Raw genomic sequence first — 24739 nt, forward strand, 5'->3', positions numbered from 1 at the left:
ACCAAAGCAAAGCGAGGTGGATCATGTGGCAAGCAATGTGTCGTTTATTAAGTGAACACTTAGGTGAAGCGGAGCTGCGTAATAAAGTCATGCTATCAGGGGGTGACATTCACCATACATTACGCATTGACTACGGTGAGCACACCGTATTCATTAAGCAAAATCGACGCGAGTTTTTGCCGCTGTTTAAACAAGAGGCTGAACAGTTAGAAATATTAGCAAAAAGCCAGACCGTCACTATCCCTAAAGTGTATGGTGTTGGTAGCAATAAACATCATAGCTTCCTCCTTCTTGAATATTTCCCATTAAAACCCTTTGACGCCACAAACGCTTGGCACTTTGGTCAACAACTTGCTCGCTTGCATCAATGGGAAGAACAACCGAGTTATGGTTTTGATTTTGACACTATGCTAAGTACCATCACCCAACCAAATGGCTGGGAAAAACGATGGAATTCATTTTTTGCAGAAAAACGCATTGGATTACAATTACAGCTTGCCTCTGAAAAAGGGATGGTATTTGGTGATATTCAATTGATTGTTGATATTGTTAAAAACCGTCTTTCGGGACATCAACCTCAGCCGTCTTTATTACATGGCGATTTATGGCCAGCTAATTGCGCAGTAACAAATCATATTGACGGTGTTCTCTATGATCCTGCCTGTTATTGGGGAGACAGAGAATGTGATATTGCTATGCTGCCTTTATATCATGAGCTACCAATTCAAATTATTGATGGCTATCAAAGCGTATGGCCGCTACCTAATGGTTTTTTGGAACGACAACCGATTTATCAACTTTATTATTTACTCAATCAAGCCAATATTTTTGGTAATGAACAAAGTTACCTGCAAGCAAGAGCGATCATCGATAAATTGATTGAAACACAATAAAATACTGCGCTAGCGTAATGCCGAATCACTTAACTTTTTAAGTGATTCGGATAACTTATTAGACTCAATAACTATAATTTCTACGGTTAACAGAACCTACCAATTTAAAAAATTCAACATAAAGAAAATACCAATTCCTAGCACAACTGGCCAAAAATATAAAATAAAGAATTGTGTAAAAATAGTGTGTCGAGGGATAGTCACTTTAGCTTCTAATTCTTCTTTTGAAATCTCTATACCTTTGGCTTTTTCCAAAATTACGTGATCTTCAAGACTTTCACGAATAAACTTAATTTGTCTGTACATCCGCAATCCTGAAGCACTTAAAGCAAGCCCAACAAATATAAAAACAAAAATTACCGTAAAACTAATATTGTTAGCCGATAAACCATCTGCGGCATGAGGTATTGGTGAGTTATTCCAAAAAATATTAAGGAATGCGGTACTTTGGCGAGTCATTTCGGCCATCAATTTTATAAAATCATTCGCGACCGCATTAATCCCTTCACCTTCTAATCCTTTTATCGCTGCTAGTTTAATTAAAGAAGCTAACGTAGAAACTAACGCCACAAGAAATACAACCCACCCCAAAATACGTTTACCAATAGCGATATAACTAGCATTGCGGAAATTCATTGCAACTATTCCTTAACAATATTTATTTTTGTCACCCAATTTTCCTATTAATAATAGCTGAAATTGCCCATCCTCTACAAATTTCCATTTAGAAATGATAGTTTTGTTATCACTTTCAGATTATTCAAGTGCCCTATGCACTACCCTATGCACTAATGGGTTCAATATTAGCGCTAGCTGTATATGTCTAATCGGGTGCTGACTTGCTACAATGCATCACTCAAAGTAGGCGCTAACACTTTCAAGTTGCCAATCACAATGAGAACACTGTCTATTGTGATGTTTTATTTAGATTCAATCACTTGAAATCTGGCAAGAATACACTCATACATGAATGGAGTTTTGACATGTACCATAAATTACCTATCCAATCCGTTATTTTTGATATGGATGGCTTGCTAATAGACTCAGAGCCTTTTTGGGCACAAGCAGAACATGAGGTTTTCTCACAGTTGGGGCTTGATCTTTCTATCGCTGATTCACTTCCAGACACACTTGGGTTACGTATTGATCACGTTGTTGAACTTTGGTATCAAGCTTCACCTTGGCAAGGTTGTAGCCAAGAAGAAGCGAAACAACGAATTATTGACCGCGTTATTGGTCTAGTTGAAGAAACTCGTCCTGTTCTTCCTGGTGTCGAACATGCAATGGAATTATGTCGCTCTTTAGATTTAAAAATTGCGCTAGCCTCTGCCTCGCCGATGTATATGTTAGAAAGAGTTCTAGAGCTGCTTAATATTCGCCATTATTTTTCAGCGGTAGTTTCTGCGGCTGATTTACCCATGAGTAAACCGCATCCTGAAGTTTATCTTAAAGCAGCGGCACAACTGTCGACAAAACCAATCCATTGCGTCTCTTTAGAAGATTCATTCAACGGTATGATAGCGGCAAAAGCGGCAAGAATGCGCTCTATTGTGATACCGGATCGTCAACATTTCAACGATCCTCGTTTCGGATTAGCTGATGTGAAACTGGCATCACTCAATGACTTAACTGCTGAATATTTACGCTAATCATTGCCTCATAAATTAATAAGTGCGCTCCCCTATCCACTTTCGATAGGGGAATTCGCATCAGAGAATAAAATTCTTTTGTTATCTGCTAATAAATAAGAGTTTTTTTAACTTACTCCCTCTATCATATTCTTTTTAAACGTTTTATACTGCCATTTAACTGTATAGATAAACAGATGGTATTTTATCCACCATGACTGCTGAAGGGCATCTGCTTTTTTCCGTCGCCTCGTTAATAATGGCTCATAAATTACAATTAACGCCTGAGCTTGCTCAAGGTGATTGGCTGCACATGATCCCAGGAACGTTATTAGGTGCATTACTGCCCGATATTGACCACCCTTCATCTATCCCTGGGCGTCTGTTACGTATAGTCTCCCTTCCGATATCAAAACTCTGTGGCCATCGTGGCTTTACTCATAGCTTAATAGCATGGCTTATATTAATGATTTCCTGCTATCAATGGTTACCTGTTGATTGGGGTATTCCCAGTGATTTAATTCAAGCTTTTTTATTAGGTTATCTGAGTCATCTTGTCGCCGATATGCTCACTCCATCAGGGGTTCCTCTTCTATGGCCTTTACCTCAACGTTTTTGCCTACCATTATTACGCAGTAAAAATAGCAAACGAGGTGAGCGTTTTATTTCTGTTTTTTTGACTGTTTGTGCATGTTTGTTACCGGCAGGCTACCAGTTGGATTTTTACTTTCAAATTGAGAGCGCAATAAAATATATTCATAATCAAATGGATATACACTTGTCTACATAAACGCCGCTTTTGTAATATACTGTAAGCATGAATAAAACTATCTTATTACTTTTCATTATAAGAAATGTGTTTTATCACCTGATAACATATAACCAATTGTTAGAAGAAATATAATCCTTATAACCATGAAGGATTAAATAACAAGCAACGTAATTTAAAATCAGCGATTTGGAGTCCGGAATGAATATTCCTCTAATTATAAATTTACTCGTTTTTGTGGCATTACTAATACTGCTAGCAAAACTTGGTTCAAAAGGCTGGAGCCTGTCTAAAAAAGTATTGGTTGGTCTCGTTTTCGGTGTTGCTTATGGTGTCGTACTACATTTAGTGTACGGCAGCGGCCACCAAACAGTAAAAGACTCCATTCTTTGGTTCAATATCGTAGGTAATGGTTACGTTCAACTATTACAAATGGTCATTATGCCATTAGTTTTTGCCTCTATTTTGAGTGCGGTAGCAAGGCTACATAAGGCCTCATCACTAGGTAAAATTAGCTTTCTAACAATCGGCACGTTGTTATTCACTACGGCAATCGCTGCATTGGTTGGTATATTAATTGCCAATATGTTTGGGCTGACAGCTGAAGGCTTAGTTCAAGGCCAATCAGAAACAGCACGTCTAAGTGCTATCCAAACTAACTATATTGGTAAGGTTTCAGATTTAACGGTTCCACAACTGATTTTATCATTTATCCCTAAAAACCCGTTTGCTGATTTAACTGGCGCAAGTCCAACTTCTATCATCAGTGTTGTTATCTTTGCTGCATTCCTCGGTGTAGCTGCACTGCAACTATTTAAAGATGATAAAGAACGCGGTGAGAAAGCATTAGCGGCTATTGATGTGCTACAAGCGTGGGCAATGAAATTAGTGCGTTTAGTTATGCGTTTAACCCCTTATGGTGTTATGGCGTTAATGATAAAAGTCGTTGCGAGCTCTAATCTTGCAGACATCATTAACCTAGGGACATTCGTCATTGCATCTTATGTCGCTATTGCCATTATGTTTGTTATTCACGGCATATTAGTCGCATCAACAGGTTTGAACCCTATTACCTTTTTCAAAAAAGCAGGGCCTGTACTAACTTTCGCGTTTACTAGTCGTTCAAGTGCCGCAAGTATCCCGCTAAATATCGAGACACAAACACGTCGTTTTGGTATTCCTGAGTCGATTGCGAGCTTCTCTGCCTCTTTTGGTGCAACTATTGGTCAAAATGGTTGTGCGGGTATCTACCCTGCAATGCTTGCAGTCATGGTTGCACCGACGATGGGAATCAATCCATTTGACCCTCTGTGGATAGCAACGTTAGTGGGTCTGGTGACTATCAGCTCAGCAGGTGTCGCAGGTGTGGGTGGTGGTGCAACATTTGCAGCGCTAATCGTGCTACCTGCGATGGGACTGCCCGTCACACTTGTTGCTCTATTGATTTCCGTTGAGCCACTAATCGATATGGGCCGTACTGCACTTAACGTCAGTGGTTCTATGACAGCAGGTACCGTAACAAGTCAATTAATGGGCGAAACTGATAAATCAGTTTTCAATCAAGAAAATGATACTGAATTAAAGCATGTTTAATTATTAGTTCAGTTAATAGACCTGCCTTCTTAGGCAGGTTTTTTTTGCTTTAATTTATTGATTCTTAGTGACTATATACAAAAAAGGCCACACAATGCGCAGCCTTTGATTAAATTGATACAAGTAAAGCTTAAAAATGAAACTAAAGCTTATTTAAAATACCTCACATATACTTTTGATTATTTTATTATCTTTCTATTTTCATCAACAATATTTGAAAACTATGTTTCTATTACCTATATGAGAATAAAACATTGACTGTATTACTAAAGGGGCCTTGTTTAATCGTTGAATTATTTTCTTTAGATAATTCCGCTGAATAAAGGTAATTACCCGGTTTTTGCTGAGAAATAACACCTTTATAATATTCTTGATCAAAGCGAATTTCTTGCCCTAAACTTCTGTCTGTAATCGCCATCTGTAAGCCATTATCAAAAACTAAATATTTATTATTGACTACGCCTTTATTACTTTGAAATTTAACACTAACTTCCAGTGCGGCTTCACATGTTGAAACAGGCGTTAATGTTAAATTAAAATTTTCTTTTACTGTTTTATTATTTTCAAATTGGTCTGTCGTCAACTCTTTAAAATCGACCACCTCATCACTCATCGTAACAATAGGTGTCGGGCAATAGTTAACTAATGTTCCTACCAGACGGATAGTGTAATTATCACCAATACGATTTCTCACACCATCCGTGTGATAACCGAGAGTAAAATTACCTGTATCAAATGATTTTAATGGTCCCGCTCCGCGCTTTATAGTAAACGTATGCCATAAAGCTATTGAATAATTACCTGTATTCCAATACCCAACCATTAATCTAGGTGTATTCAGTGCTGTAATTTCTACTTCATTAGTGTCATAAGCTGATTGATAAACTCTAACGCCACTAGAGAGAAGATAAGCTTTAGTTGATTCGGGCGTTTGATTGTAAAACCAGATAGTTCTATCCGCTTGAGATCCTGAAAAATTACAATTCCATGATATAGCTGAAAAACCACTACCTAATGTTGTTCCAGCAGGGATATTTCCTGGTATTGTATTCAAATCAATAGATAGTAATGGCAAAGGGAACCACGCTCCTTGAGGAGTACATGTAACACCGGCATAAGAAAGCGCACTGAAAGTCAGTAATAACGAACTAAACACCCCTTTCTTAACTCTATTTTTTATTTTTTTGTTCATAAGGGATTTCATTTAAGTGTTCCTTAGCAGTTTTTATATATCTCACTGATATTTAGCAGGTTTGCATACTTTTTATCATTGCCATGTTAATGCAAATGCTAAATTTCACCTTGAACACATTTGCAATAATTTATTCTTAGCAAAATTGCATTCATGCTTTAGTAAACTTATAGTCACTAGTCGCTCTTCCATACTATTTTAGCTGTTTTAAATAAACATGCGTTGTTGGCTACGAAGAATACTACTCAGGTGGTGAGTAAATTGATATTCATAAGTTATTAATTTCGTCTATAGTGTGTAACTAAATATATTAACTGTATCAATACATATATCGTCTATATTTTCTATTAACGTTTCTTTAACTGGTCTAAATACTAACTCTGTTAATATTTGCATTATCAATTCCTCAGAAAACAGAAAATCCCGCGTTAAGCGAGGTTTCGATCTATAAATTATGTGATAACCCATTCATTATTATCTAAATTTTTAATTAGTAATTTTGATAATGCAACGTTTTGACTTTTATTCTAAATAAGAATGAATATCATACATCTGATTCATTGCCATTATAAGATTGTCTTCATAATGATAAAGGGATTCAGGGTAGTTAGTGACATCTTCAGACTGAGAAAATTTAATTTCTGAGAGTTTTATTTCTAAATTCGTATCAGTCACATTCATGTGAATTCCTTCCAGAACTTGCTGTAATTGATGTGCAGCTTTACCCCCTCCTCTATTTGCGTAGCTGACCATCATCGCCGGTTTTTTATTCCATTCTTTATACAAATGATCTATAGCATTTTTCAATGCCGCTGGGTAACCCCAATTATACTGTGGAAAAACGAATATATAGGCATCTGCTTCTTGAATTTTTTTGCTCCACGCAATTGTATGCTTATGCATATAAATACCTTCAGCAGGCAATCCAGGTTCATCATCCATTGGTAAATACCAATCTTTTAAATCAATAATTTCTGTAGAGTATTTTTGGCTTACCACATCTTTAACCCAGCATGCTATTTGTGGCCCAATACGCCCCTGACGAACACTACCAATTAAAATCTGAATATGCATACTTCAACACCCATAATTTTTAGAAATTTCATATCGTCAATAGAGATTTCCAGTAGAAAATAAGAACAGAGGCCAGCAACTGAATGAAAGCCCCCTGCATATAGTACAACGTCAAATGTCAGTCTTGTTTCTCTGTCATATAAATCTATGTTAAATGAAGCTTTAAATTTTTGGTTGATTATTATGCATAACTACACATGCAATAAAGATCATTATCAAAAAAATTGTATCGATATCAAGGTGTAAATACTCAAAAACTATTGGATCACAGATCACAAAAATTGGCAGATAATTATGACGATGACCATAGAAAAGAATGGCAAATTGATGTAATTTTAATAGTCTACTTTCTGTACTATTTTGAGGGTGAATTTCGCTAAGGTTTTGGGTAACTTTTTTAGCTTAAAAGATAAATAAGCATATAGGATTATTTTTTACTTAAAAAGTAATACTGCATAACTCAGCAATAAAAAAACAATAAAATACAATAGACTAGCCATCAACACTAAACAATTTAATTGTAGTTAATATTAATATTTCTAATGATTTTATAAATATGGACTCCTGTAATTATATGACCAATATTCATATACTAGAAACTAATTCCTCAAATAACCCTTGTATTAGCTGCGGTGCTTGTTGCGCCTATTTTCGTGTTTCCTTTTATTGGGCTGAAGCGCAAATAGGTGGCGGCACTGTACCACAACATCTAACAGAGCAAATCACACCATTTATGAGTTGTATGCAAGGAACTAATCAAAAACAAAATACACGCTGTACTGCGCTTAAAGGGAATATTGGGGAAAATGTTTCTTGTGCAATATATCACCAAAGACCAACGCCTTGTCATGAATTTGAGCAATCTTGGCTTAATGGGATACATAATGAAGCTTGCGATAAAGCTCGCGCGGCTTATGGATTAGCACCACTCGAGCCAAATCGGCCGCAAATTGCTTGTTAATCGTCAATGACCCAGAGCATTTCTGGGTTATCTTCCAAGCTAACTCAATTAGTATTGCAATCAACTCATCATGAGATTTCATTCATCACTTGCATTGCCAATTCAAATGAATATAACCGTGCTTGATGATCAAATATTTGTCCATTAACCATGATTTCATCAGCTTGCGTTTGACGTAATATCGATTCTAATCCATGACGAATTTTAGCTTTATCGCCGACCAAAGACATAGCGAGTGCCTGCTGAACCCCAAATTGTTCTGCTGGAGACCAAATAGTTTCCATATTTTCGACTGGCGGTGGGAGTTGAGAAGTTTGTCCACGACGCAACATAACAAAAGCTTGTTGCATAGACGTAAATAGAAACTCTGCATCACGATTGCTATCTGCGGCAATAATATTAATGCATACCATTGCATAAGGCTTAGCTAGCCTATCTGAAGGTTTAAAGTTAGCACGATATAATTCCAACGCTTGTAATAACAAATCGGGGGCAAAATGTGATGCAAAAGCAAAAGGTAATCCCATTTCAGCCGCAAGCCTTGCACTATATAAACTGGAACCTAATAACCATACGGGTACCTTTTCACCAAATCCAGGAACTGGACGCACGGCAGGATCAGGATCGGTCGCATCAAACCAATTCACTATTTGAGCAACATCTTGGGGAAAGTTATCGATATCATTATTCATATGGCGACGCAATGCTTGCATCGTTTGCTGATTACTGCCCGGAGCACGCCCTATTCCAAGGTCAATACGTTCAGGATACAGTGTATTTAATGTACCAAATTGCTCAGCAATGACCAAAGGTGAATGATTTGGTAGCATAATGCCACCAGAACCTAAACGAAGTGTGCTTGTATTCGCCGCAAGGTAACCAATCAAAACGGACGTAGCCGCACTCGCAATTCCCGTCATATTATGATGTTCTGCTAACCAATAACGATAATAGCCTTGCTTTTGTGCCATTTTCGCTAAATCTAGAGAATGAGAAAATGCCTCTTTTGCAGTCGAACCTTGAGTAATCGGCGCTAAATCGAGTAAGGAAAGTGGAATTTTTTTATCTGACATGACAACTCACTTAGTTAGTTTTTTATTAACTCTATAGCCATCCTAGACGATAACCTCCCTGTTCACCAGCTATTGGAATGTGCTCAGCACAACTGGACTAAAACTTAATATTTTGACTTTTAATCGGTACAGAAATAGCGAATAAATAGCAATATGAGCCAAACATGAATAAAAAGTGCAGTAATTATGAAGCTTCAGTCAACAGAGGTAAAAGCGATTGCGAGAAGAAATGAATTCATCGAGTATCTAGCTATCGAAAACATAGAGGGATAGATGATGAAAAAAATTAATTCAGGTTTACTTGCTTTAGTCTTAATGTCAGTAGGGTTTGTAGCAGTCGCTAACAGTGCGAATAATAATCATACTCCGCGCCAACATATGGGAAATCACCATAACATGGTGTATAGCGTAACTGAACAAACAACTACACCTAATGAAACAATAAAAAAAATAGCCAATAATGTGCCAAAAATTGAAGATGGTAAACGCTATATCGTTAAGGTTGCAGTAATTGAAGTTCCTGAAAATTCGAATAAATATACGATGCCTGCACCACTGCCAGTGAACAAACCCGTAACACAATAATCTGATTGTATTGGTGAACAAATGGTTGAATATAATTTAAGTGTTCGGTAATACCTTTCACAACGATATGTATAACCGCATAGTATCTATTGCCAATAAAATATATGTTAATCAGATAATAAAAATTTTATATATATCCTACGATTGCCTCTGTTTACAGAGGCTTTTTTTTGTACTTAATCCTAATTACTTTTTAAGCACTGGTAAAATTACATTATTACGACTAATCTTTAAATCGAAGTAACTAAAGATAATTTGTTGTAAACGTAATTTCCATTAATAGTATCTATAAAAGTTATTGATAATATTCCATTTTCTCATATAACTTGAATTACCTTATATATTGAATACCTTATACAAACTGAAGTTTTTATATAGATTAAATTTCCAACCTCAATCAACCTTAATATAGTTAAAATTATTTTGGAGCTAACCATGGGTTATTTTGAACTAAAAAAATCGACCAAAGATGTGGCTCAGCCTTATTACTTTGTTTTAAAAGCTGCAAATCATGAAATCATTGCGACAAGTGAAATGTATGCATCAAAACAATCAGCACTAAAAGGCATCGCCTCTGTCCAGAAAAATGGTTCCACCGAAACAATAAATGATTTAACTGCTTAAATATCTGTTCCCTACCGATAAGGTAGGGACAGCTTTGACAATATCTATTTTAAAACCAAATGGTTATGATTACGTTATATCTCGATGTTACTACTAAAGAATCCAACGTAGCAACGCGGTTACCGCCGCAGCAGATAACACAATCAAAATAAATGGTTTTTTAAACCACGTTAAAATACCAGCCACCAAAACACCAACGACTTTAGGTAAATCAGACAGGTGACTTCCATCAAAGATTGTTGAAGTCACTGCAACAGAGAATAAGATCACAATCGCCGCCGCTGAAAATAGAGCCTGACTGTTGTCGGATAAAACTATTTTATCTTTTAGAATAGCGCCAGATGCGCGCATCAAATACGTACCAATAGCCAATATTAAAATACCCGCTAAAATAAGCCATGGATTATCCATCATAATTATTTCCTTATATAAATAACTAGGCTCAATAACGCGAGCAAAACGGGTATTCCCGCCGGTAATACTGGAGTCACAGCAACAGCAATCACAGCCCCAATAATTGCAGTGATCCTCAAACGTTTATCTTTTAGCGCCGGTAATGATAATGCTAAAATGATCGCGGGAAACATTGCATCCATTCCCAACACATGAGTATCATTAATGAAGCTACCCAGCGCCTCACCAATCAAAACACCTGCAGGCCAACAAATTAAGATCCCTATCCCACATAACCAAAATGCAGCACGTTTTTCTGTTTTATTGTCTTGTGCTAAACCAAATACGACACTTTCATCATTCATAATATGATATCCCAGTAGTGCTTTTGGCCCCTTTCCTGCCAGTTCGCTGACAGCAAAGCTAAATGGAATATGTCGCGAGTTTACCAATAGCCCCGCTAATGCCGCCGAAATAGGGCTTCCTCCCGTAAAAATAACACCAATAAATAAAAATTCTGATGCCCCAGCTAAAACTAAAATAGACAGAGTCAGGGGCACCCATAAATCAAATCCTTGGGAATGAGCCAGTGCCCCATACGAAATTCCAACAATAAGGTCTGCAATACACACCAGTGTAATATTTTTCACTGTGTTATTATTAAGTGTAGAAGTTAGCATAATTCAACCGTTCGATATATAATACGTTCGTTCATTATGTCGATGATTATCGCTAAGTCAATCAAAATAGGATATTAAAATTGAGCTTACTTTCGCCCCCTATCGAACTGATATCAAAAGCACTCGCCCGTGAGAGATTAAAAAGCGGGTTATCTTTATCTGAATTATCTCGTCAGGCAGGGATCGCTAAATCGACTTTATCCCAATTAGAATCAGGCCAAGGTAATCCCAGTATTGAGACGTTATGGGCACTTTGTATTGCTTTAGATATTCCATTTGCTCGTCTCATTGAAGATAAACGAGAAACAGTAACGGTGATCCGTCATGGTGATGGTGTCCAAATCAGTGCTGAACATGCTAATTATTTAGTTTTTTTACTTTCGTCCGCACCCTCTGATTCACGACGTGATATTTATACCGTGGTTGCTCAACCAGGTCGTGACCGCATTTCAGAACCCCATATGCACGGTGTGAGTGAACATATTATTTTGATGTCAGGTAGAGCCTTAGTCGGCCCGCTTGATAACCCAACAGAGTTACACCCCGGCGATTATATTCATTATCCTGGAGATGAACCTCATATTATGCGGGCACTTGAACCTGATACGATGGCTGTAATGGTTATCGATAAACAAAATTAGCACTTAATTAGATATAATTATCGATAATGCATTTAATATTTTCATATCTTATAATTTGACCTTTAAATTTACAGGACGATGCGCAATGACACATTACGAAGAAATAGTTAAAAAAGTTGATTTAAAATTAGACGAAAATATTGTTCATAACATGAATGAATTGCTCACACAGTTATCTCATGATGCGGGATTAACAGACGAACAGAGGTTTGAGCAGCAGCAACGTTTAAGAGACGCCATTTTTGTTCATCATAACCAATAAAGATTATTAGGGTTTCCACCCTAATAATCCATTAGCATCGTTTAAACAAAAAGCACTGGCAATAGGGTTAACGCTAATCCTGGTATAGGTAATAATATCAATCCGAAAGCCATAATAGAGATCATTTAAAAGTTCTCTTGCTGTAAATATGACCAGGCGTACTGTGCATAAAGCTCTGCACCTGTTGCCATCGCGTCTTCATCAACATTAAAACAACCATGATGATGCGCCCATTGGGTATCTTTTTCTGCATTACCTGAACCTAATAAAGCAAAACAGCCCGGTATATTTTCGATATAGAAACTAAAATCTTCACCGCCCGGTGTCGGTTTTTCAAACATTAACGTTTCTTCGCCGAAAGCCTGTTTAATCACAGATTGTGCTAGCAGTGCACTACGCTCTTCGTTGATAACTGGTAATGTTCCATAAATGTAATCTACTTCTGCCGTTGCGCCATACATTGCAGCTGTATGCTCTGCATAACGACGAATAGCCGCTTCAATGCGGGTACGAGTTTCTAGATCAAAACAGCGAACAGTCCCGTCTAACACCGCATTTTCTGCAATAACATTAAAGCGGGTACCCACCTCCATTTTTCCGATGGTGACAACCGCAGAATCAAGTGAGGAAGTTTCACGGGAAACTATCGCTTGTAAGTTCATCACAAAGGAAGAGGCAACAATAGCTGCATCAACGGTAGCTTCAGGCATCGAACCATGTCCACCGCGACCTTTAAATTTTACAATAAGTAAATCCGCAGAAGCAAAAGTTCCGCCTACATTACAAGAAACCTTGCCTGACGCCGTAGTAGACCAAATATGCATACCAAATACGTTATCCACGTTTTCAATTGCACCTTGTTTGATCATTGCGCTTGCACCTTTCGCGGTTTCTTCAGCGGGTTGAAAAATCAACCTAATATTACCTTTTAGCTGATCACGCACTTCATAAAGTGCTTTTGCGGCAGTCAGTAGCATTGAGGTATGCGCATCATGTCCACAAGCATGCATTTTACCTTTGATTGTCGATTTATACTCTAATGAATCATTCAACTCTAAAACAGGTAATGCATCGATATCCGCTCGCAATGCAACGGTTTTACCTGGTTTACCGCCTTTGATTTCAGCAATAATTCCCGTTGGCTCGGTAAGTCGATATTCAATGCCAATTTTTGCCAGCTCTTGGGCGATGCGCTGGGTCGTTCGGACCTCTTCCCATGATAACTCAGGGTTTGCATGGAGCTCACGACGAAATGCAATCATATCTTGTGTATGTTTTTTGATTGCAGCTGCAATTGTTGTATTGACCATTTTTTACCTTTTGCCTTTTTTGCAAACACTTTAATTGAAATTTACTTTTTACAATTTAGTTATATGCAATTTATTGTTCTAATAATTTATAATGATTAACATTCAGTCAGCGATTTTACTGTAGCAAACATCAGATCCACACCGCGTGCGATTTGTGCATAATCAGTCCATTCATCAGGGTGATGACTTAAACCGTTACGGCTAGGAACAAAAATGAGTCCTGTCTGAGTAATGCCTGCAAAAATCATCGTGTCATGACCTGCACCGCTCACCATGGTACGAAAACGTAAATTTTGTGCACTGGCGTGCTGTTTCATTAATTCACAAATATCACTATTCAATACTGTCGGCTTCACATACAAAGGCTGAGCAATAGCGCTAGTAATATTGAATTTTTCACTTTCTTGCTCTGTTAATTCAATAACTTGCTCAATGACCCTTCGTAACGCAACATCATTTTTTGAACGAATATCGACACTAAAAATAACTTCACTTGGAATAACATTTGCACCATTGGGCATCACATTTAAGCGCCCCACCGTCGCTACCGTATTATCGCCCGCAGCCTTAGCAAGCTCCGGTATATGACTAATAATATGGCTAGCACAAACTAATGCATCAGCACGCATATTCATTGGCGTAGTACCTGCATGGCCTGCTTTGCCCTGAAGTTTTATTTCTAATTGACTAATACCAACAATGGTATCGACAATTCCAACATCTTCATTGGCTTGCTCTAATACAGGACCTTGCTCAATATGTAATTCTAGAAATGCTTTCACCGACTCTGGTTTCAGCACCGCTTCATGGGCTTTATCTGCATTGAAGCCTACTGTCGCCATGCGCTGCGCGGCACTAACACCTTGCCTATCTTTTAACTGATGAAGTTCTTTACTACCAATCAGTCCGGTTATCACACTAGATGCCATCAAACCACGACCAAAGCTCGTTCCTTCCTCTTCAACCAGTGCGATCACCTCAAGTGGATAACGTGGCTGGAGGTTTTGCTCACGCAGACGCGCGACCACATCCAATCCAGTGATAATGCCTGCTGGGCCATCAAAAGCCCCACCATTAGGCACCGAATCAAAGTGGGAACCAATAATCACCGCCGGAAGCTCAGGCTGTTGTCCTTCTAATCGACCATAAATATTACCAATCGCATCTTCACGGACAAGCAAACCTAATGCAGTCATTTCCTGTTTTAAATAAGCACGAGCTTGACTATCTTGCTCGCTATAGCTCATGCGCGTAGTACCTTGCCCAGGTGTTAATGTATATTCCGCCAATTGCTCTAAATGACGTTGTATTCTAGAAATACTTGTTTCCATAATAATTACCCTGCAACCGGAACAATGTAAGCAACCATAATCCCAGCTAAGACCACTGAAACCATCGTAACCGAAATGAAGCCACCGACTAACATCGGCCCTAACATGTGACTTGTAAGTATTTGACGCTCTTTCTCATCTTTGGTTAAGGCATTAATCGCTTCATTAGTGATAATATAATCTGCTGGAAAACCATATAACGCTGTTAATGAAACCGCAAAAGCCATCTCTTTGGAAACACCTAAAATTCGACCTACTATCCATGAAGCAATATACATACCGATAACAGCGGCGACAATTAACACGACCATCGGATAAACAAGGCGTAATAGCATATCGGGAGTTGCATGATTTAATGTATCAAAAATAAATAACATTAATCCCATGATGGCAAAACCAAAACCATTGGCTTTTTGCAATGGTTGTCTTTCTAAAAATCCAGCCGACGATGCAATAACACCAAATAATAAACATAATACAAATGGGCTAATGCTAACGTATGGCGCGGCCCATGAAGAAACAATGTAAGCGATATACCCCACAGCCGCTAATCGTAAAAATTTAAAGTAGCTAGTATTATAATGAGAAGGTATTTTTTTAAACATACGCGGCATTTCATCTTCTGAAACCAACGTTTTAACTTCAACATCATTAGCCCCTTCCGCAGCTAATGATTCATGCCATTTCCCACTACGATACTGCTCTAAAACACGACGCCCTTCTCTTTTTAACATAACTGCTGTTAGTGGATATCCCGCAAAGCCTTGCATAACATAAATTAAGATGGCAAAAACAGAAAGATCAACAAGACCCGCCTCCGCCGCACCCTTTGACATAATTAATGAAGAGACAATGCCGCCCACTAGCGGTGGTATTGCAACCAATACGGTATTTAAATCAAACAGTGCCATCCCGATGATATAAATAAAGACGATGATGCCTAAAATACCGGATAAGGAAATTAAAATTGTTTTCCATTGTCGCAGTAATTCCTTAAGCGATAATAAGGTTCCCATATTGGTTATCAATAAATACATCAGTGATACAGCAACCACTTGTGGAATACCGGCAATGCTGACAATATCTTTTGGAAATATAGTCCAATAGCCAACCAAAAATAAAACAGCACAAACGAAAACCGATGGGATCCATGCTTTGGTCCTCACCGCTATCGCATCCCCGATATACAATATCCCCACTATAAGAAACAGCGCTAACATCTGTGACATGACTTTTTCCCCGAATGTATCTTTTTTTAATTGTTTATTTTTAGTTTTACAAACTTTTTATCTTACATTGAGACAGATTAAAATTTTGCTTATGAATGTTATATAACCAATATTAAGAGTAATTATCTATACTTATACAAAAACGCAACAAATTTCATAATATCATTGAAAATCCAGATGTATAGGTCACAAAACCAGGATGACAGAGATAGGAATAATCAGAGATAATAAATCTTATAGTCAGATATAATAAAGCTTAGCTATATACTTCCCATATCCTCTAACAATCCAACAGAGAATTAGTGTTAAATTCTTATTTATATGTTTTTTTTAACGGTATAATCTTCAGGTTAATTTTTAAACCATGAAATTATATTCTATTACCTAGGCTTATATTTTTAATTACACATGACAACAATCTAAAAAAGACACAACAATAACAAGGAATTTTCTCTTTGAACCATATATTCTACTTTTTTATATTTTTGAGTTATTTCCCTTCCAACATAAACATAAAAGGCGTAAAAATCTTTAAATGTAATAAATAAAAAACCTCACAAATATATTAAATATCGATGAGGTTGTTTGAATTCGCAAAATCAGGTTTACAACATTATTTGAGTTTAATCCCTAATACATTACTGATTTGCAGCTGACTGCTCTGATGAAACAACTACATTTTTAATTTTACGGTTATTTTCAAATCCAGGTTGTGGCACTTTAATAAAGAAAGTTAAAACACCCGCAAATATATACAAACCAGTGTAAGCCCAAACAACACCGACAATATCAAAAAAAGGAAGAAATAAACTCGCAATAGCCGGCGCAGCAAAATTACTAAGACCAGCAGATAAGTTGTAAATAGATACCGCAGCACCTTTATGATGAGGCTCTATACTTGGGAATACTGCTGTCATAGGGACAAATGCGGCAACAAATATTCCTAACATAATGGCTGGAATTAATGCAATCGCGAAATTATGACCAAAATATACGGGTAGGTAATAAAACATTAAACTCGATACAGCCATACCTAAACAACCAAACCATCTTACTTGACGGATCCAGCCGATATGTTCTCCAACAATACCCCAAAAAATATTGGTGAAAATAGTCACAAAAAAGAACACTGCCCAAATTTGTAGCCACTCAGAAATAGTAAACCCTAATCTATCAACAAATAATAATGGCATAATAATCGCAAATCCAAATAGCGAAATTGTATTAATTATACGAATGATACTTGCCATAAGAATATTTTTATTGGTAAATAAAATTGTCGCAGCACGTGACAGCTCGGACATTTTATCTTTCATCGGTAAATTTACTTTCGAGCGATCAACAGGCACATTACGGAGACTAAAATAAGCAATTGCCCCCCCAATGGCAACCCAACCTATCGCCATCCAAAGTGTTCCCGTCTCCCCCATATATGGGATGGAAAAACTCGGTAAATAGCTACCAATAACACCGATACCCACTGAATACATCGCCCAAAACCACCCTGTCGCTGCCGCTAAATGCGCGCGAGGAATAACTTGAACCAACATCATCATAAATGAATAGATAAATAGTGGATAAGCCAAACCACGGATACCATAAAATAACAGCATCATTGAATAGCTTTTCATTCCGAGTCCAAATGCCATGAATAAAACATGCATTACGATCCACAACACGAAACCTATCATCATGGCTTTCAATGGAGTGATAATTTCAGCAACAACGCCCGACGCCCAAGCCGCTACCGCAGCCATTAATCCATATACAGTGAAAACCATCGCAGATTGTGTCGGTGTAAAGCCAAGATCAGTAATATGTTTAGATAGAAAGGCCATTTCAAAACCATCACCGCTCATAAAAATAGCGATAGCGATGAAACCCCAGAACAAATGCTTAGGTAATCCAAGCCAATACTGCTTTTGTTCCATTGCAGTTTCCTCTTTTTTAAATTGTAGTTTTATTAATTAAATGTTTTTTAAATCGAAAACACATAAAGTAACGACGGCTTGTAGGGTAAATAACCGCCGTTACTGGTCCTATCACGGCATTAATGCTCTTGCTTGTTTTTGCTGTTGATACAATAATCTAAACACATCTAAACGTTGCTTAAGCCAGACTTGGTTATCTTTACAAGGCAAAAAAGTGCTCAGAACATCGGGTTTACGGCACACCAGCTCTTCAATTCCACCATCCGCTAACCAAGCTAGGCGCGCAGCACCGAGTGCACCAGAAGAGCTCGCAGGATGGGTAACTATTGGAATATCAATTACATCCGCAATAAGCTGTGCCCAAATAGGACTCCGAGCCCCTCCTCCTGTTAAGCTACAACAGCTGACTTGTGTTCCTGTTTCTTTAAGCACCTGCATGCCATCTGCAAGTGCAAAAGTAACGCCTTCAATAACAGCAAAACCCAGCTGTCCACGAGTCGTTTCATTTTTCAGTGCAAAAAATGATCCTGTCGCAAAAGGGTCGTTATGAGGCGTCCTTTCCCCTGAAAGATAAGGCAAAAATACGGGGGATTGTTTTTTCTGTTCTTCACTCAATTGACCAACTTCGTCCATCAATTGATTTTCTGTTGTCGACAATAGCTGGCACAGCCAACGTAAACAATTTGCTGCACTCAACATCACACTCATTTGATGCCAACGGTTAGGTAGTGCATGAGCAAAAGCATGTACCCCCTTATGTGGCGCGGCTTGTAATTGATTGTTAACCACAAAAATCACACCAGAGGTACCCAATGAAATTAAAGCATCGCCTTCATTAATCGCGCCAACACCAACCGCAGAAGCCGCATTGTCCCCCCCACCACCAGCGACGATGACATCTGCACTTAGCCCCCAATGCGAGGCAAGATCAGCGCTTAATACACTACTTTTCTCAGAACCCTCCACTAATGATGGCATTTGTTCACGAGTCAAATTTGTTGCAGCCAATAATTCATCAGACCAATCGCGCTTTGCGACATCTAACCATAAAGTTCCCGCAGCATCAGACATCTCGCTAACAAACTCACGAGTCATCTTCCAACGCAAATAATCTTTCGGTAGCAATACCTTTCCAATTTGGCTAAAAATCTCAGGTTCATGACGTTCAACCCACAATAATTTAGGGGCAGTAAAGCCTGGCATGACCAAGTTTGCCCCTATGGTCAAAAATTGCGGGTAGTTTTCCATTAGCCAATTACATTCATTCGCACTTCGGGTATCGTTCCAGAGGATACAATCACGTAGCACATTATTTTTTTGATCAAGTAAAACAGCACCATGCATCTGCCCAGATAAACCGATAGCTTTTATCGCCGCCCATTCTTTAGGCGCCTTTTGTCGTAATGTTGCGGCAACCGCATTGGTCGCTTCCCACCAGCTATCAGGAGATTGTTCTGCCCACTGCGGATAAGGTCGTTGTACGGTTAAAGCCATATGACTAGACGCAACAATTTCACCGTCTCCATCAATCAATACCGCTTTAAGCTCTGAAGTGCCAAGGTCAATTCCGAGATACATGACAAATCTCCTTTACAATGTCTGTTCTGGCGATTTAAGCCAGTTTTCAATATTTGCCACGGTATTTATCATTAATGTATGAAATTCAGCCGAATTGGCTAATGAGCCAAATAACGTTTCATCTGCAACAAATTTATCGAGCGCATTATCAGCGTTCATCAGCGTTTGGTAATAGGCCACATCCAAAACACCATCTTGGTATTCATAAGGCAATTTTCCTTGCGCCCAACGTTTAAGGAATACAAAAAATAGTGCGGGTAGCACCGCTGTCGCACTTGGCGTTTGTTGTTGTTCATAACGTTCTTGCAATGTCGGCGTAATGAATCCTGGGATCTTAGATAAACCATCCGCGGCAACACGTTGATTTGTATCTTTAATATAAGGGTTACTAAAGCGCGCTAATACCACATCGCGATACTGTTCTAAATCTAACGGGCTCGGAGACAATGACGGAATAACATCTTGGGTAACATAATTCCAAGCCATTTGTTTGATAGGCAACTCACGGGTACTGTCATCGATAAAGTTCAAGCCAATCAACGTTCCCGCCCATGCGATACAGCTGTGGCTCGCATTTAAAATACGAATTTTGGCTTCTTCCCATGGCAATACAGAATCCACCATTTCTACATCAACTTTTTCCAGTGCAGGACGCCCATTGATAAAATCGTCTTCTATTACCCATTGAATAAAAGACTCTCCCATAACAGGGGCTTTATCATCCCATCCCGTATGTTGCTTCACACGCTCAGCAACATCTGGCGTTGGACGAGGTGTAATTCTGTCAACCATAGTATTCGGTGAACGAGTTTGATTTTTTACCCATTCATATAATTTGATTTCGCCCTTTAATTGTAGAAAAGAGAGAAAACCATGTCTAAAGCGTTCACCATTATGGCGTAAATTATCACAATTAAGTAAAGTAACCGCTTCCCCATGAGCCGCTAAACGTGCTCGTAAAATATGTGCTAATGTGCCGTAAATAGTACGCAACTCACCTTTCAAATCTGCTTTAATATCAGATTGTTCACTATCTAATTCATGTTGAGGTGTTAAATAATAACCGCCTTCAGTCACAGTAAAAGCAATAACGCGAGTTTCTTTTTCACAACCTTGCTTAACTAATTCTGTTAATTTTTCGTCCCAATGCAAAATTTTACGCACCGACGTGATTTTTTCATATTTGCGTTCACCTTCAGGTGAAACCGTTTCAAGTGTGTATTCACCATTTTGTTTTGCTAAGTTGTCTAATAGTGTGTTGGCATCGTTACGAATATTCCCCAGCGCAATCGACCAACTATCATCCCCTTGCTGAATTAAACGGTGTAAATACCAAGCTTGATGCGCACGATGAAATGAACCTGCGCCGATATGCATCCACACCGATTTTTGTTTTAACATTGTGACTCCTCAACCTGAATTGGATATTTGTTTATTTATAGGGCATATGCCCATTTGTTATAGTTTAGTTTCAATAGCATTAATATTACTGCGATAGCGCTCACAGTATTAACTTTTGCCCTTTTAATAAACATTTGCCCAAACCCACAATAATCGCCATAATTAGGCTGAAGATAAATAATGGCTCATATCTCTTGTTCACTGACTCATAGTTCATTGACTAATTAATCATCCGTCCATGGCTCATAAACACAATAATAAAAAGTGGGGAAATACGAATGCTGCGAGAAATGAAAAAAATGGAGCAAGCCGCACGCGCAGCTTGGCTATATTTTGTTGCTGGCAAAACACAGCAAGAGATAGCCCATGAATTAGGATTATCAAGGCAGGTCGCTCAGCGCCTAATATCGCTAGCAAAAGAACAGGGAATGGTACATGTTCAGATAACGCACCCAATAACTGAATGTTTAAAGTTAGCCACTGAAATACAGGAACAATATCAGCTAACACACTGTTATGTGGTTCCTTCGGGAGAGCTTGATGCAGAGTCAGTATTAGATATGATAGCTGTCGCGGGTGCAGAGTTGATGGAACAACTTATTGATAAAGAAGAGCCACAGGTGATTGGTATTGGATCTGGCCGAACTTTGCGCCATATTATTGATGCATTGCCCAATTTAAACACTCCTCAACATCAATGTGTTTCATTAATTGGTGCCATTGCACGAGATAGCTCTGCAACGCGTTATGATGTTCCCCTCAGCTTTGCTGAAAAATTACATTGTCGGCACTACATCTTACCGGTGCCATTATATGCAGATAGTCCTGAAGATAAAGCAATGTGGTGCCAACATCGTGTTTATAAAGACGTAACTGAAAAAGCTATCAATGCTGATATTACCTTTTTAGGCATTGGTGAGGTTGGTATTGGCTGCCCTTTGAATTCAGAAGGTTTTATTACCGATGAGCAAGTTGCCATGTTACTTGAAAAAGGCGTTGCAGCAGAAATGCTTGGGCATTTTATTCAAGCCAATGGAGAGCGACTGTCTACCGAACTTGATGATACACACACCAGCGTACCGCTAGAAGCACAGACAAAAAAGCCTGTCATAGCCTTTTCCGGTGGCATGCATAAATATAAAGCCGTTAAAGCTGTGCTTAATGGCCGTTGGATATCAGGGCTCGTCACCGATGAAGCCACCGCCCGTAAGTTACTTACAGATGCCTAACTCCATAGTTTGAATTAATTCAAGCGGTAATAGATTCAATCGCTTGAGCTAATTCAATTAGGTTATTTAGCCTTGAGCTAGCCAGTTATGACACAGCATTCCAAGTAAAGTAAAGAGTAGAGCACCGATAACATGAATGGCTATCGTGCTAAAAGCAAAGGCTAATTTTCCTTCTTGAATAAGCACCAAAACTTCCAACGAAAAAGTTGAGAAAGTCGTAAATGCACCACAAAAGCCTGTCACGATAAATAATTTATAGGTTGAACTGATATTGGCACTTGCAAAATAAGAGATAGCAAACCCAATAATAAACCCACCAATTAGATTAACAAATACGGTTCCAAGAGGAATATTGGGATAAAAGTGATTGAGTTTCAAACTAACAAACCATCTTAGCCATCCCCCTAAAACTGAACCGACGGCAATAGCGAAAAGCGCTGCATACATAGATAATTCCCTTAAAACATAACGGGGGAATAAATGAAAGGAAAAACCTTGAGATACATTTATGCCCTAAATTTAGGGCACATAATACCTACGTACCCTATCGATTGAAAAGGTTAACGTAGGCATCATCAGCCACAATGGGCGGTTTATCACAGGAGGAATGCCATCTCCCTAAATATTATTACCACAAAATAATATGGCAAATCATGAGTTCATGTAAACTTATTTAATTCCTAATTGCCATTAAGATTTAAACTGCTAGTCGTATGATGAAAATCATAGCCCCTGATTAGCCATCAAACATATCACCATAATGCAATGTGAATTAGCTTTCAAATAGCGCATAATATTAGTTATATCTAAATTGATATGAAACAACGCACAAAATTAGATAATAGGATAAAACGAGTCAATACCTAACATGGATAAAAAAACGTGCTTTTACAACTGACAAATATTGGCTATCAAATTGATAAAAAAATCATTCTCGATAATGTGCAGATTAACTTAGCGGCAGGTGAATTCAAATTAGTTACTGGTCCTTCAGGCTGCGGTAAAAGCACATTATTGAAAATAATCGCTTCATTGATTCCACCGAGTAGTGGAAAAATTATTTTCGAAGGGCAAGATATCGATACCATATCACCTGAAAACTATCGTCAGCAGGTATCTTATTGCACTCAAACTCCGGCATTATTTGGCACCACGGTCTATGACAATTTATTTTTTCCTTACCAAATTCGCCATTTACCACTCAATAAAAGTAAAATTTTAGATGACCTGCACTACTTTTCGCTATCTGAAGATATTATTCATAAAGGCATAAATGAACTTTCAGGTGGAGAAAAACAACGAATATCATTAATTCGAAATCTACAATTCTTGCCAAAGATCCTCTTATTGGATGAAATTACCAGTGCTTTAGATGAAGACAATAAAACTAAAGTAAATGAGTTAGTTCATCAACTTGCTGTGAAAAATAACATTGCAATACTGTGGGTAACTCATGACCAAAATGAGATATCTCACGCTGATGATATTCTTGTTCTTCCCGTCCATCATATTGAATAATAGGAAATAACCGTGCATCAACCGACTATCTCAAATGAATCGCTTGGTTTTTCTATCATGTTAGTCTTAGTGGCTATTTTTATTAGCCATAAAGAAAAACTGTCACTGGAAAAAGATATTATCTGGAGTACCTGCCGAGCCATTATTCAGCTACTTATTGCAGGCTATATTTTAAAATACATATTTAATGTCGATAATAAAATTTTGACCATCGCACTGGTTATGTTTATTTGCTTCAATGCTGCGTGGAATGCGAAAAAAAGAAGTAAATATATTGATAAGATATTTGTGACGGCATTGATTGCGATTACCTCTGGAACCTTTTTAACCTTACTTGTTTTAATTGTGAGCGATGCTATTGCCTTCACCCCAATGCAAGTCATTCCGATTACAGGCATGATTGCAGGTAATGCAATGATTGCTGTCGGCTTGTGCTTTAATAATCTTGGGCAACGTTTTAGTAGCCAACAACAACAAATTCAAGAAATGCTCAGTTTAGGAGCCACACCAAAAATTGCTTCTGCCACCATTATTCGAGAAAGTATTAGAGCTTCGTTGATCCCAACAGTCGATTCAGCTAAAACCGTCGGTCTTGTTAGCCTTCCAGGGATGATGTCTGGTTTGATATTTGCGGGCGTTGACCCATTAGAAGCCGTAAAATACCAAATCATGGTCACTTTTATGCTATTAGCCACTGCTAGCCTTTCAACAATCTTAGCCGGCTATATGACGTACATTAAATTTTATAATCAACGCCATCAACTGCTTATCGAAACATTGAATAAATAATACCTCATATTTACCGCTTGGATTTTCCTATAACTCTGCATTAAATAAAAGGGAA

25 protein-coding genes and 1 riboswitch are annotated in these 24739 nt (G+C 38.1%); of the genes, 12 read left to right on the plus strand and 13 right to left on the minus strand.

Features of this window, described 5'->3' with window-relative positions; translation table 11 throughout:
- Nucleotides 1-23 precede the first annotated feature (23 nt).
- Nucleotides 24-893, plus strand: coding sequence for a fructosamine kinase family protein (locus tag ACTH6U_RS10100; protein ID WP_441829401.1), 870 nt, complete (start codon nt 24-26; stop codon nt 891-893).
- A 96-nt stretch (nt 894-989) separates the two neighbouring features.
- Here ACTH6U_RS10100 and ACTH6U_RS10105 read toward each other — a convergent pair whose 3' ends face one another.
- Nucleotides 990-1529: a YniB family protein gene (locus ACTH6U_RS10105; RefSeq protein ID WP_294107490.1), complete on the minus strand. Its 540-nt coding sequence runs from the start codon at nt 1527-1529 to the stop codon at nt 990-992.
- Nucleotides 1530-1876: 347 nt separating this feature from the next.
- Between ACTH6U_RS10105 and hxpB the strand changes: the two genes are divergently transcribed.
- The 3 genes from hxpB to ACTH6U_RS10120 all read left to right on the plus strand — a co-directional run bounded on the left by hxpB (nt 1877) and on the right by ACTH6U_RS10120 (nt 4883).
- Nucleotides 1877-2542, plus strand: a complete 666-nt coding sequence (hxpB, locus tag ACTH6U_RS10110; RefSeq protein ID WP_294107491.1) for a hexitol phosphatase HxpB — start codon at nt 1877-1879, stop codon at nt 2540-2542.
- Nucleotides 2543-2735: 193 nt separating this feature from the next.
- Nucleotides 2736-3311 (plus strand): metal-dependent hydrolase, encoded by a 576-nt coding sequence (locus ACTH6U_RS10115; protein WP_434718794.1) that lies wholly within the window; start codon nt 2736-2738, stop codon nt 3309-3311.
- Nucleotides 3312-3491: 180 nt separating this feature from the next.
- The gene (locus ACTH6U_RS10120) at nt 3492-4883 is read left to right on the plus strand and encodes an L-cystine transporter (RefSeq protein WP_294107495.1); all 1392 of its coding nucleotides are present in this window, start codon (nt 3492-3494) and stop codon (nt 4881-4883) included.
- 232 nt (nt 4884-5115) lie between these two features.
- Here ACTH6U_RS10120 and ACTH6U_RS10125 read toward each other — a convergent pair whose 3' ends face one another.
- A complete protein-coding gene (locus ACTH6U_RS10125; protein ID WP_441832127.1) occupies nt 5116-6075 on the minus strand; it encodes a fimbrial protein in 960 nt (319 codons plus the stop codon).
- A 522-nt stretch (nt 6076-6597) separates the two neighbouring features.
- Nucleotides 6598-7149, minus strand: a complete 552-nt coding sequence (locus tag ACTH6U_RS10130) for an NADPH-dependent FMN reductase (protein ID WP_441832128.1) — start codon at nt 7147-7149, stop codon at nt 6598-6600.
- A 574-nt stretch (nt 7150-7723) separates the two neighbouring features.
- Between ACTH6U_RS10130 and ACTH6U_RS10135 the strand changes: the two genes are divergently transcribed.
- The gene (locus ACTH6U_RS10135) at nt 7724-8110 is read left to right on the plus strand and encodes a YkgJ family cysteine cluster protein (RefSeq protein WP_294107500.1); all 387 of its coding nucleotides are present in this window, start codon (nt 7724-7726) and stop codon (nt 8108-8110) included.
- Between the two features lie 68 nt (nt 8111-8178).
- On the opposite strand, the gene ACTH6U_RS10140 is transcribed toward ACTH6U_RS10135, so the two are convergent.
- Nucleotides 8179-9183, minus strand: coding sequence for a luciferase-like monooxygenase (locus ACTH6U_RS10140; RefSeq protein ID WP_336430827.1), 1005 nt, complete (start codon nt 9181-9183; stop codon nt 8179-8181).
- A 276-nt stretch (nt 9184-9459) separates the two neighbouring features.
- Here ACTH6U_RS10140 and ACTH6U_RS10145 point away from each other — a divergent pair, with 276 nt between their 5' ends.
- Nucleotides 9460-9768, plus strand: coding sequence for a hypothetical protein (locus ACTH6U_RS10145; RefSeq protein WP_434718791.1), 309 nt, complete (start codon nt 9460-9462; stop codon nt 9766-9768).
- Between the two features lie 435 nt (nt 9769-10203).
- Nucleotides 10204-10392 (plus strand): YegP family protein, encoded by a 189-nt coding sequence (locus ACTH6U_RS10150; protein ID WP_294107504.1) that lies wholly within the window; start codon nt 10204-10206, stop codon nt 10390-10392.
- Nucleotides 10393-10485: 93 nt separating this feature from the next.
- On the opposite strand, the gene ACTH6U_RS10155 is transcribed toward ACTH6U_RS10150, so the two are convergent.
- Together ACTH6U_RS10155 and ACTH6U_RS10160 are read right to left on the minus strand one after the other, a co-directional pair.
- The gene (locus ACTH6U_RS10155; RefSeq protein WP_434718790.1) at nt 10486-10806 is read right to left on the minus strand and encodes an AzlD domain-containing protein; all 321 of its coding nucleotides are present in this window, start codon (nt 10804-10806) and stop codon (nt 10486-10488) included.
- Between the two features lie 2 nt (nt 10807-10808).
- Nucleotides 10809-11465, minus strand: a complete 657-nt coding sequence (locus ACTH6U_RS10160) for an AzlC family ABC transporter permease (protein WP_441832129.1) — start codon at nt 11463-11465, stop codon at nt 10809-10811.
- 80 nt (nt 11466-11545) lie between these two features.
- Here ACTH6U_RS10160 and ACTH6U_RS10165 point away from each other — a divergent pair, with 80 nt between their 5' ends.
- Both ACTH6U_RS10165 and ACTH6U_RS10170 read left to right on the plus strand, forming a co-directional pair.
- On the plus strand, nt 11546-12106 hold the full coding sequence (locus ACTH6U_RS10165) for a helix-turn-helix domain-containing protein (protein WP_294107508.1): 561 nt from the start codon (nt 11546-11548) through the stop codon (nt 12104-12106).
- A gap of 85 nt (nt 12107-12191) precedes the next feature.
- Nucleotides 12192-12368 carry a DUF2526 family protein gene (locus ACTH6U_RS10170; protein WP_434718789.1) on the plus strand — a complete coding sequence of 59 codons (177 nt, stop codon included), beginning with the start codon at nt 12192-12194 and terminating at the stop codon, nt 12366-12368.
- 125 nt (nt 12369-12493) lie between these two features.
- On the opposite strand, the gene ACTH6U_RS10175 is transcribed toward ACTH6U_RS10170, so the two are convergent.
- The 6 genes from ACTH6U_RS10175 to dalD form a co-directional block, all read right to left on the minus strand.
- The gene (locus ACTH6U_RS10175; RefSeq protein ID WP_294107511.1) at nt 12494-13678 is read right to left on the minus strand and encodes a M20 family metallopeptidase; all 1185 of its coding nucleotides are present in this window, start codon (nt 13676-13678) and stop codon (nt 12494-12496) included.
- A gap of 95 nt (nt 13679-13773) precedes the next feature.
- Entirely contained in the window at nt 13774-15009 is a 1236-nt protein-coding gene (locus tag ACTH6U_RS10180) for a Zn-dependent hydrolase (protein ID WP_441832130.1), read from the minus strand.
- 5 nt (nt 15010-15014) lie between these two features.
- A complete protein-coding gene (locus ACTH6U_RS10185) occupies nt 15015-16238 on the minus strand; it encodes a hypothetical protein (RefSeq protein ID WP_294107515.1) in 1224 nt (407 codons plus the stop codon).
- Nucleotides 16239-16876: 638 nt separating this feature from the next.
- Complete coding sequence (locus ACTH6U_RS10190; RefSeq protein ID WP_294107517.1) at nt 16877-18169, minus strand: MFS transporter; 1293 nt, start codon at nt 18167-18169, stop codon at nt 16877-16879.
- 111 nt (nt 18170-18280) lie between these two features.
- Nucleotides 18281-19747 (minus strand): xylulokinase, encoded by a 1467-nt coding sequence (gene xylB, locus ACTH6U_RS10195; RefSeq protein WP_434718786.1) that lies wholly within the window; start codon nt 19745-19747, stop codon nt 18281-18283.
- Nucleotides 19748-19759: 12 nt separating this feature from the next.
- The gene (gene dalD / locus ACTH6U_RS10200) at nt 19760-21148 is read right to left on the minus strand and encodes a D-arabinitol 4-dehydrogenase (protein WP_294107523.1); all 1389 of its coding nucleotides are present in this window, start codon (nt 21146-21148) and stop codon (nt 19760-19762) included.
- A gap of 278 nt (nt 21149-21426) precedes the next feature.
- Here dalD and ACTH6U_RS10205 point away from each other — a divergent pair, with 278 nt between their 5' ends.
- Nucleotides 21427-22377: a sugar-binding transcriptional regulator gene (locus tag ACTH6U_RS10205; RefSeq protein WP_441832131.1), complete on the plus strand. Its 951-nt coding sequence runs from the start codon at nt 21427-21429 to the stop codon at nt 22375-22377.
- 66 nt (nt 22378-22443) lie between these two features.
- Here the strand turns inward: ACTH6U_RS10205 and crcB are convergent, their stop codons facing one another.
- The gene (crcB, locus tag ACTH6U_RS10210; RefSeq protein ID WP_294107527.1) at nt 22444-22824 is read right to left on the minus strand and encodes a fluoride efflux transporter CrcB; all 381 of its coding nucleotides are present in this window, start codon (nt 22822-22824) and stop codon (nt 22444-22446) included.
- A 112-nt stretch (nt 22825-22936) separates the two neighbouring features.
- Nucleotides 22937-23004: riboswitch (Fluoride riboswitch) on the minus strand.
- Nucleotides 23005-23259: 255 nt separating this feature from the next.
- Here crcB and fetA point away from each other — a divergent pair.
- Nucleotides 23260-23895, plus strand: coding sequence for an iron efflux ABC transporter ATP-binding subunit FetA (fetA, locus tag ACTH6U_RS10215; protein WP_294107529.1), 636 nt, complete (start codon nt 23260-23262; stop codon nt 23893-23895).
- A gap of 12 nt (nt 23896-23907) precedes the next feature.
- Nucleotides 23908-24684, plus strand: coding sequence for an iron efflux ABC transporter permease subunit FetB (gene fetB, locus ACTH6U_RS10220; protein WP_294107531.1), 777 nt, complete (start codon nt 23908-23910; stop codon nt 24682-24684).
- The last annotated feature ends 55 nt before the right edge of the window (nt 24685-24739 follow it).

The organism is Providencia sp. (genome assembly GCF_052096715.1).
In the GTDB taxonomy this organism is placed as follows: domain Bacteria; phylum Pseudomonadota; class Gammaproteobacteria; order Enterobacterales; family Enterobacteriaceae; genus Providencia.

Excerpts from the sequence above, each read along its gene's own strand:
- ACTH6U_RS10120 (WP_294107495.1), top strand. The coding sequence starts at position 3,492 with ATGAATATTCCTCTAATTATAAATTTACTCGTTTTTGTGGCATTACTA.
- ACTH6U_RS10155 (WP_434718790.1), bottom strand. The coding sequence starts at position 10,806 with ATGATGGATAATCCATGGCTTATTTTAGCGGGTATTTTAATATTGGCT.
- crcB (WP_294107527.1), bottom strand. The coding sequence starts at position 22,824 with ATGTATGCAGCGCTTTTCGCTATTGCCGTCGGTTCAGTTTTAGGGGGA.
- xylB (WP_434718786.1), bottom strand. The coding sequence starts at position 19,747 with ATGTATCTCGGAATTGACCTTGGCACTTCAGAGCTTAAAGCGGTATTG.
- ACTH6U_RS10180 (WP_441832130.1), bottom strand. The coding sequence starts at position 15,009 with ATGGAAACAAGTATTTCTAGAATACAACGTCATTTAGAGCAATTGGCG.
- ACTH6U_RS10150 (WP_294107504.1), top strand. The coding sequence starts at position 10,204 with ATGGGTTATTTTGAACTAAAAAAATCGACCAAAGATGTGGCTCAGCCT.
- ACTH6U_RS10205 (WP_441832131.1), top strand. The coding sequence starts at position 21,427 with ATGCTGCGAGAAATGAAAAAAATGGAGCAAGCCGCACGCGCAGCTTGG.
- ACTH6U_RS10100 (WP_441829401.1), top strand. The coding sequence starts at position 24 with ATGTGGCAAGCAATGTGTCGTTTATTAAGTGAACACTTAGGTGAAGCG.
- ACTH6U_RS10170 (WP_434718789.1), top strand. The coding sequence starts at position 12,192 with ATGACACATTACGAAGAAATAGTTAAAAAAGTTGATTTAAAATTAGAC.
- ACTH6U_RS10115 (WP_434718794.1), top strand. The coding sequence starts at position 2,736 with ATGACTGCTGAAGGGCATCTGCTTTTTTCCGTCGCCTCGTTAATAATG.
- ACTH6U_RS10130 (WP_441832128.1), bottom strand. The coding sequence starts at position 7,149 with ATGCATATTCAGATTTTAATTGGTAGTGTTCGTCAGGGGCGTATTGGG.
- ACTH6U_RS10125 (WP_441832127.1), bottom strand. The coding sequence starts at position 6,075 with ATGAACAAAAAAATAAAAAATAGAGTTAAGAAAGGGGTGTTTAGTTCG.
- ACTH6U_RS10105 (WP_294107490.1), bottom strand. The coding sequence starts at position 1,529 with ATGAATTTCCGCAATGCTAGTTATATCGCTATTGGTAAACGTATTTTG.
- ACTH6U_RS10160 (WP_441832129.1), bottom strand. The coding sequence starts at position 11,465 with ATGCTAACTTCTACACTTAATAATAACACAGTGAAAAATATTACACTG.
- ACTH6U_RS10175 (WP_294107511.1), bottom strand. The coding sequence starts at position 13,678 with ATGGTCAATACAACAATTGCAGCTGCAATCAAAAAACATACACAAGAT.
- ACTH6U_RS10140 (WP_336430827.1), bottom strand. The coding sequence starts at position 9,183 with ATGTCAGATAAAAAAATTCCACTTTCCTTACTCGATTTAGCGCCGATT.
- ACTH6U_RS10185 (WP_294107515.1), bottom strand. The coding sequence starts at position 16,238 with ATGTCACAGATGTTAGCGCTGTTTCTTATAGTGGGGATATTGTATATC.
- ACTH6U_RS10190 (WP_294107517.1), bottom strand. The coding sequence starts at position 18,169 with ATGGAACAAAAGCAGTATTGGCTTGGATTACCTAAGCATTTGTTCTGG.
- ACTH6U_RS10135 (WP_294107500.1), top strand. The coding sequence starts at position 7,724 with ATGACCAATATTCATATACTAGAAACTAATTCCTCAAATAACCCTTGT.
- dalD (WP_294107523.1), bottom strand. The coding sequence starts at position 21,148 with ATGTTAAAACAAAAATCGGTGTGGATGCATATCGGCGCAGGTTCATTT.
- ACTH6U_RS10145 (WP_434718791.1), top strand. The coding sequence starts at position 9,460 with ATGAAAAAAATTAATTCAGGTTTACTTGCTTTAGTCTTAATGTCAGTA.
- hxpB (WP_294107491.1), top strand. The coding sequence starts at position 1,877 with ATGTACCATAAATTACCTATCCAATCCGTTATTTTTGATATGGATGGC.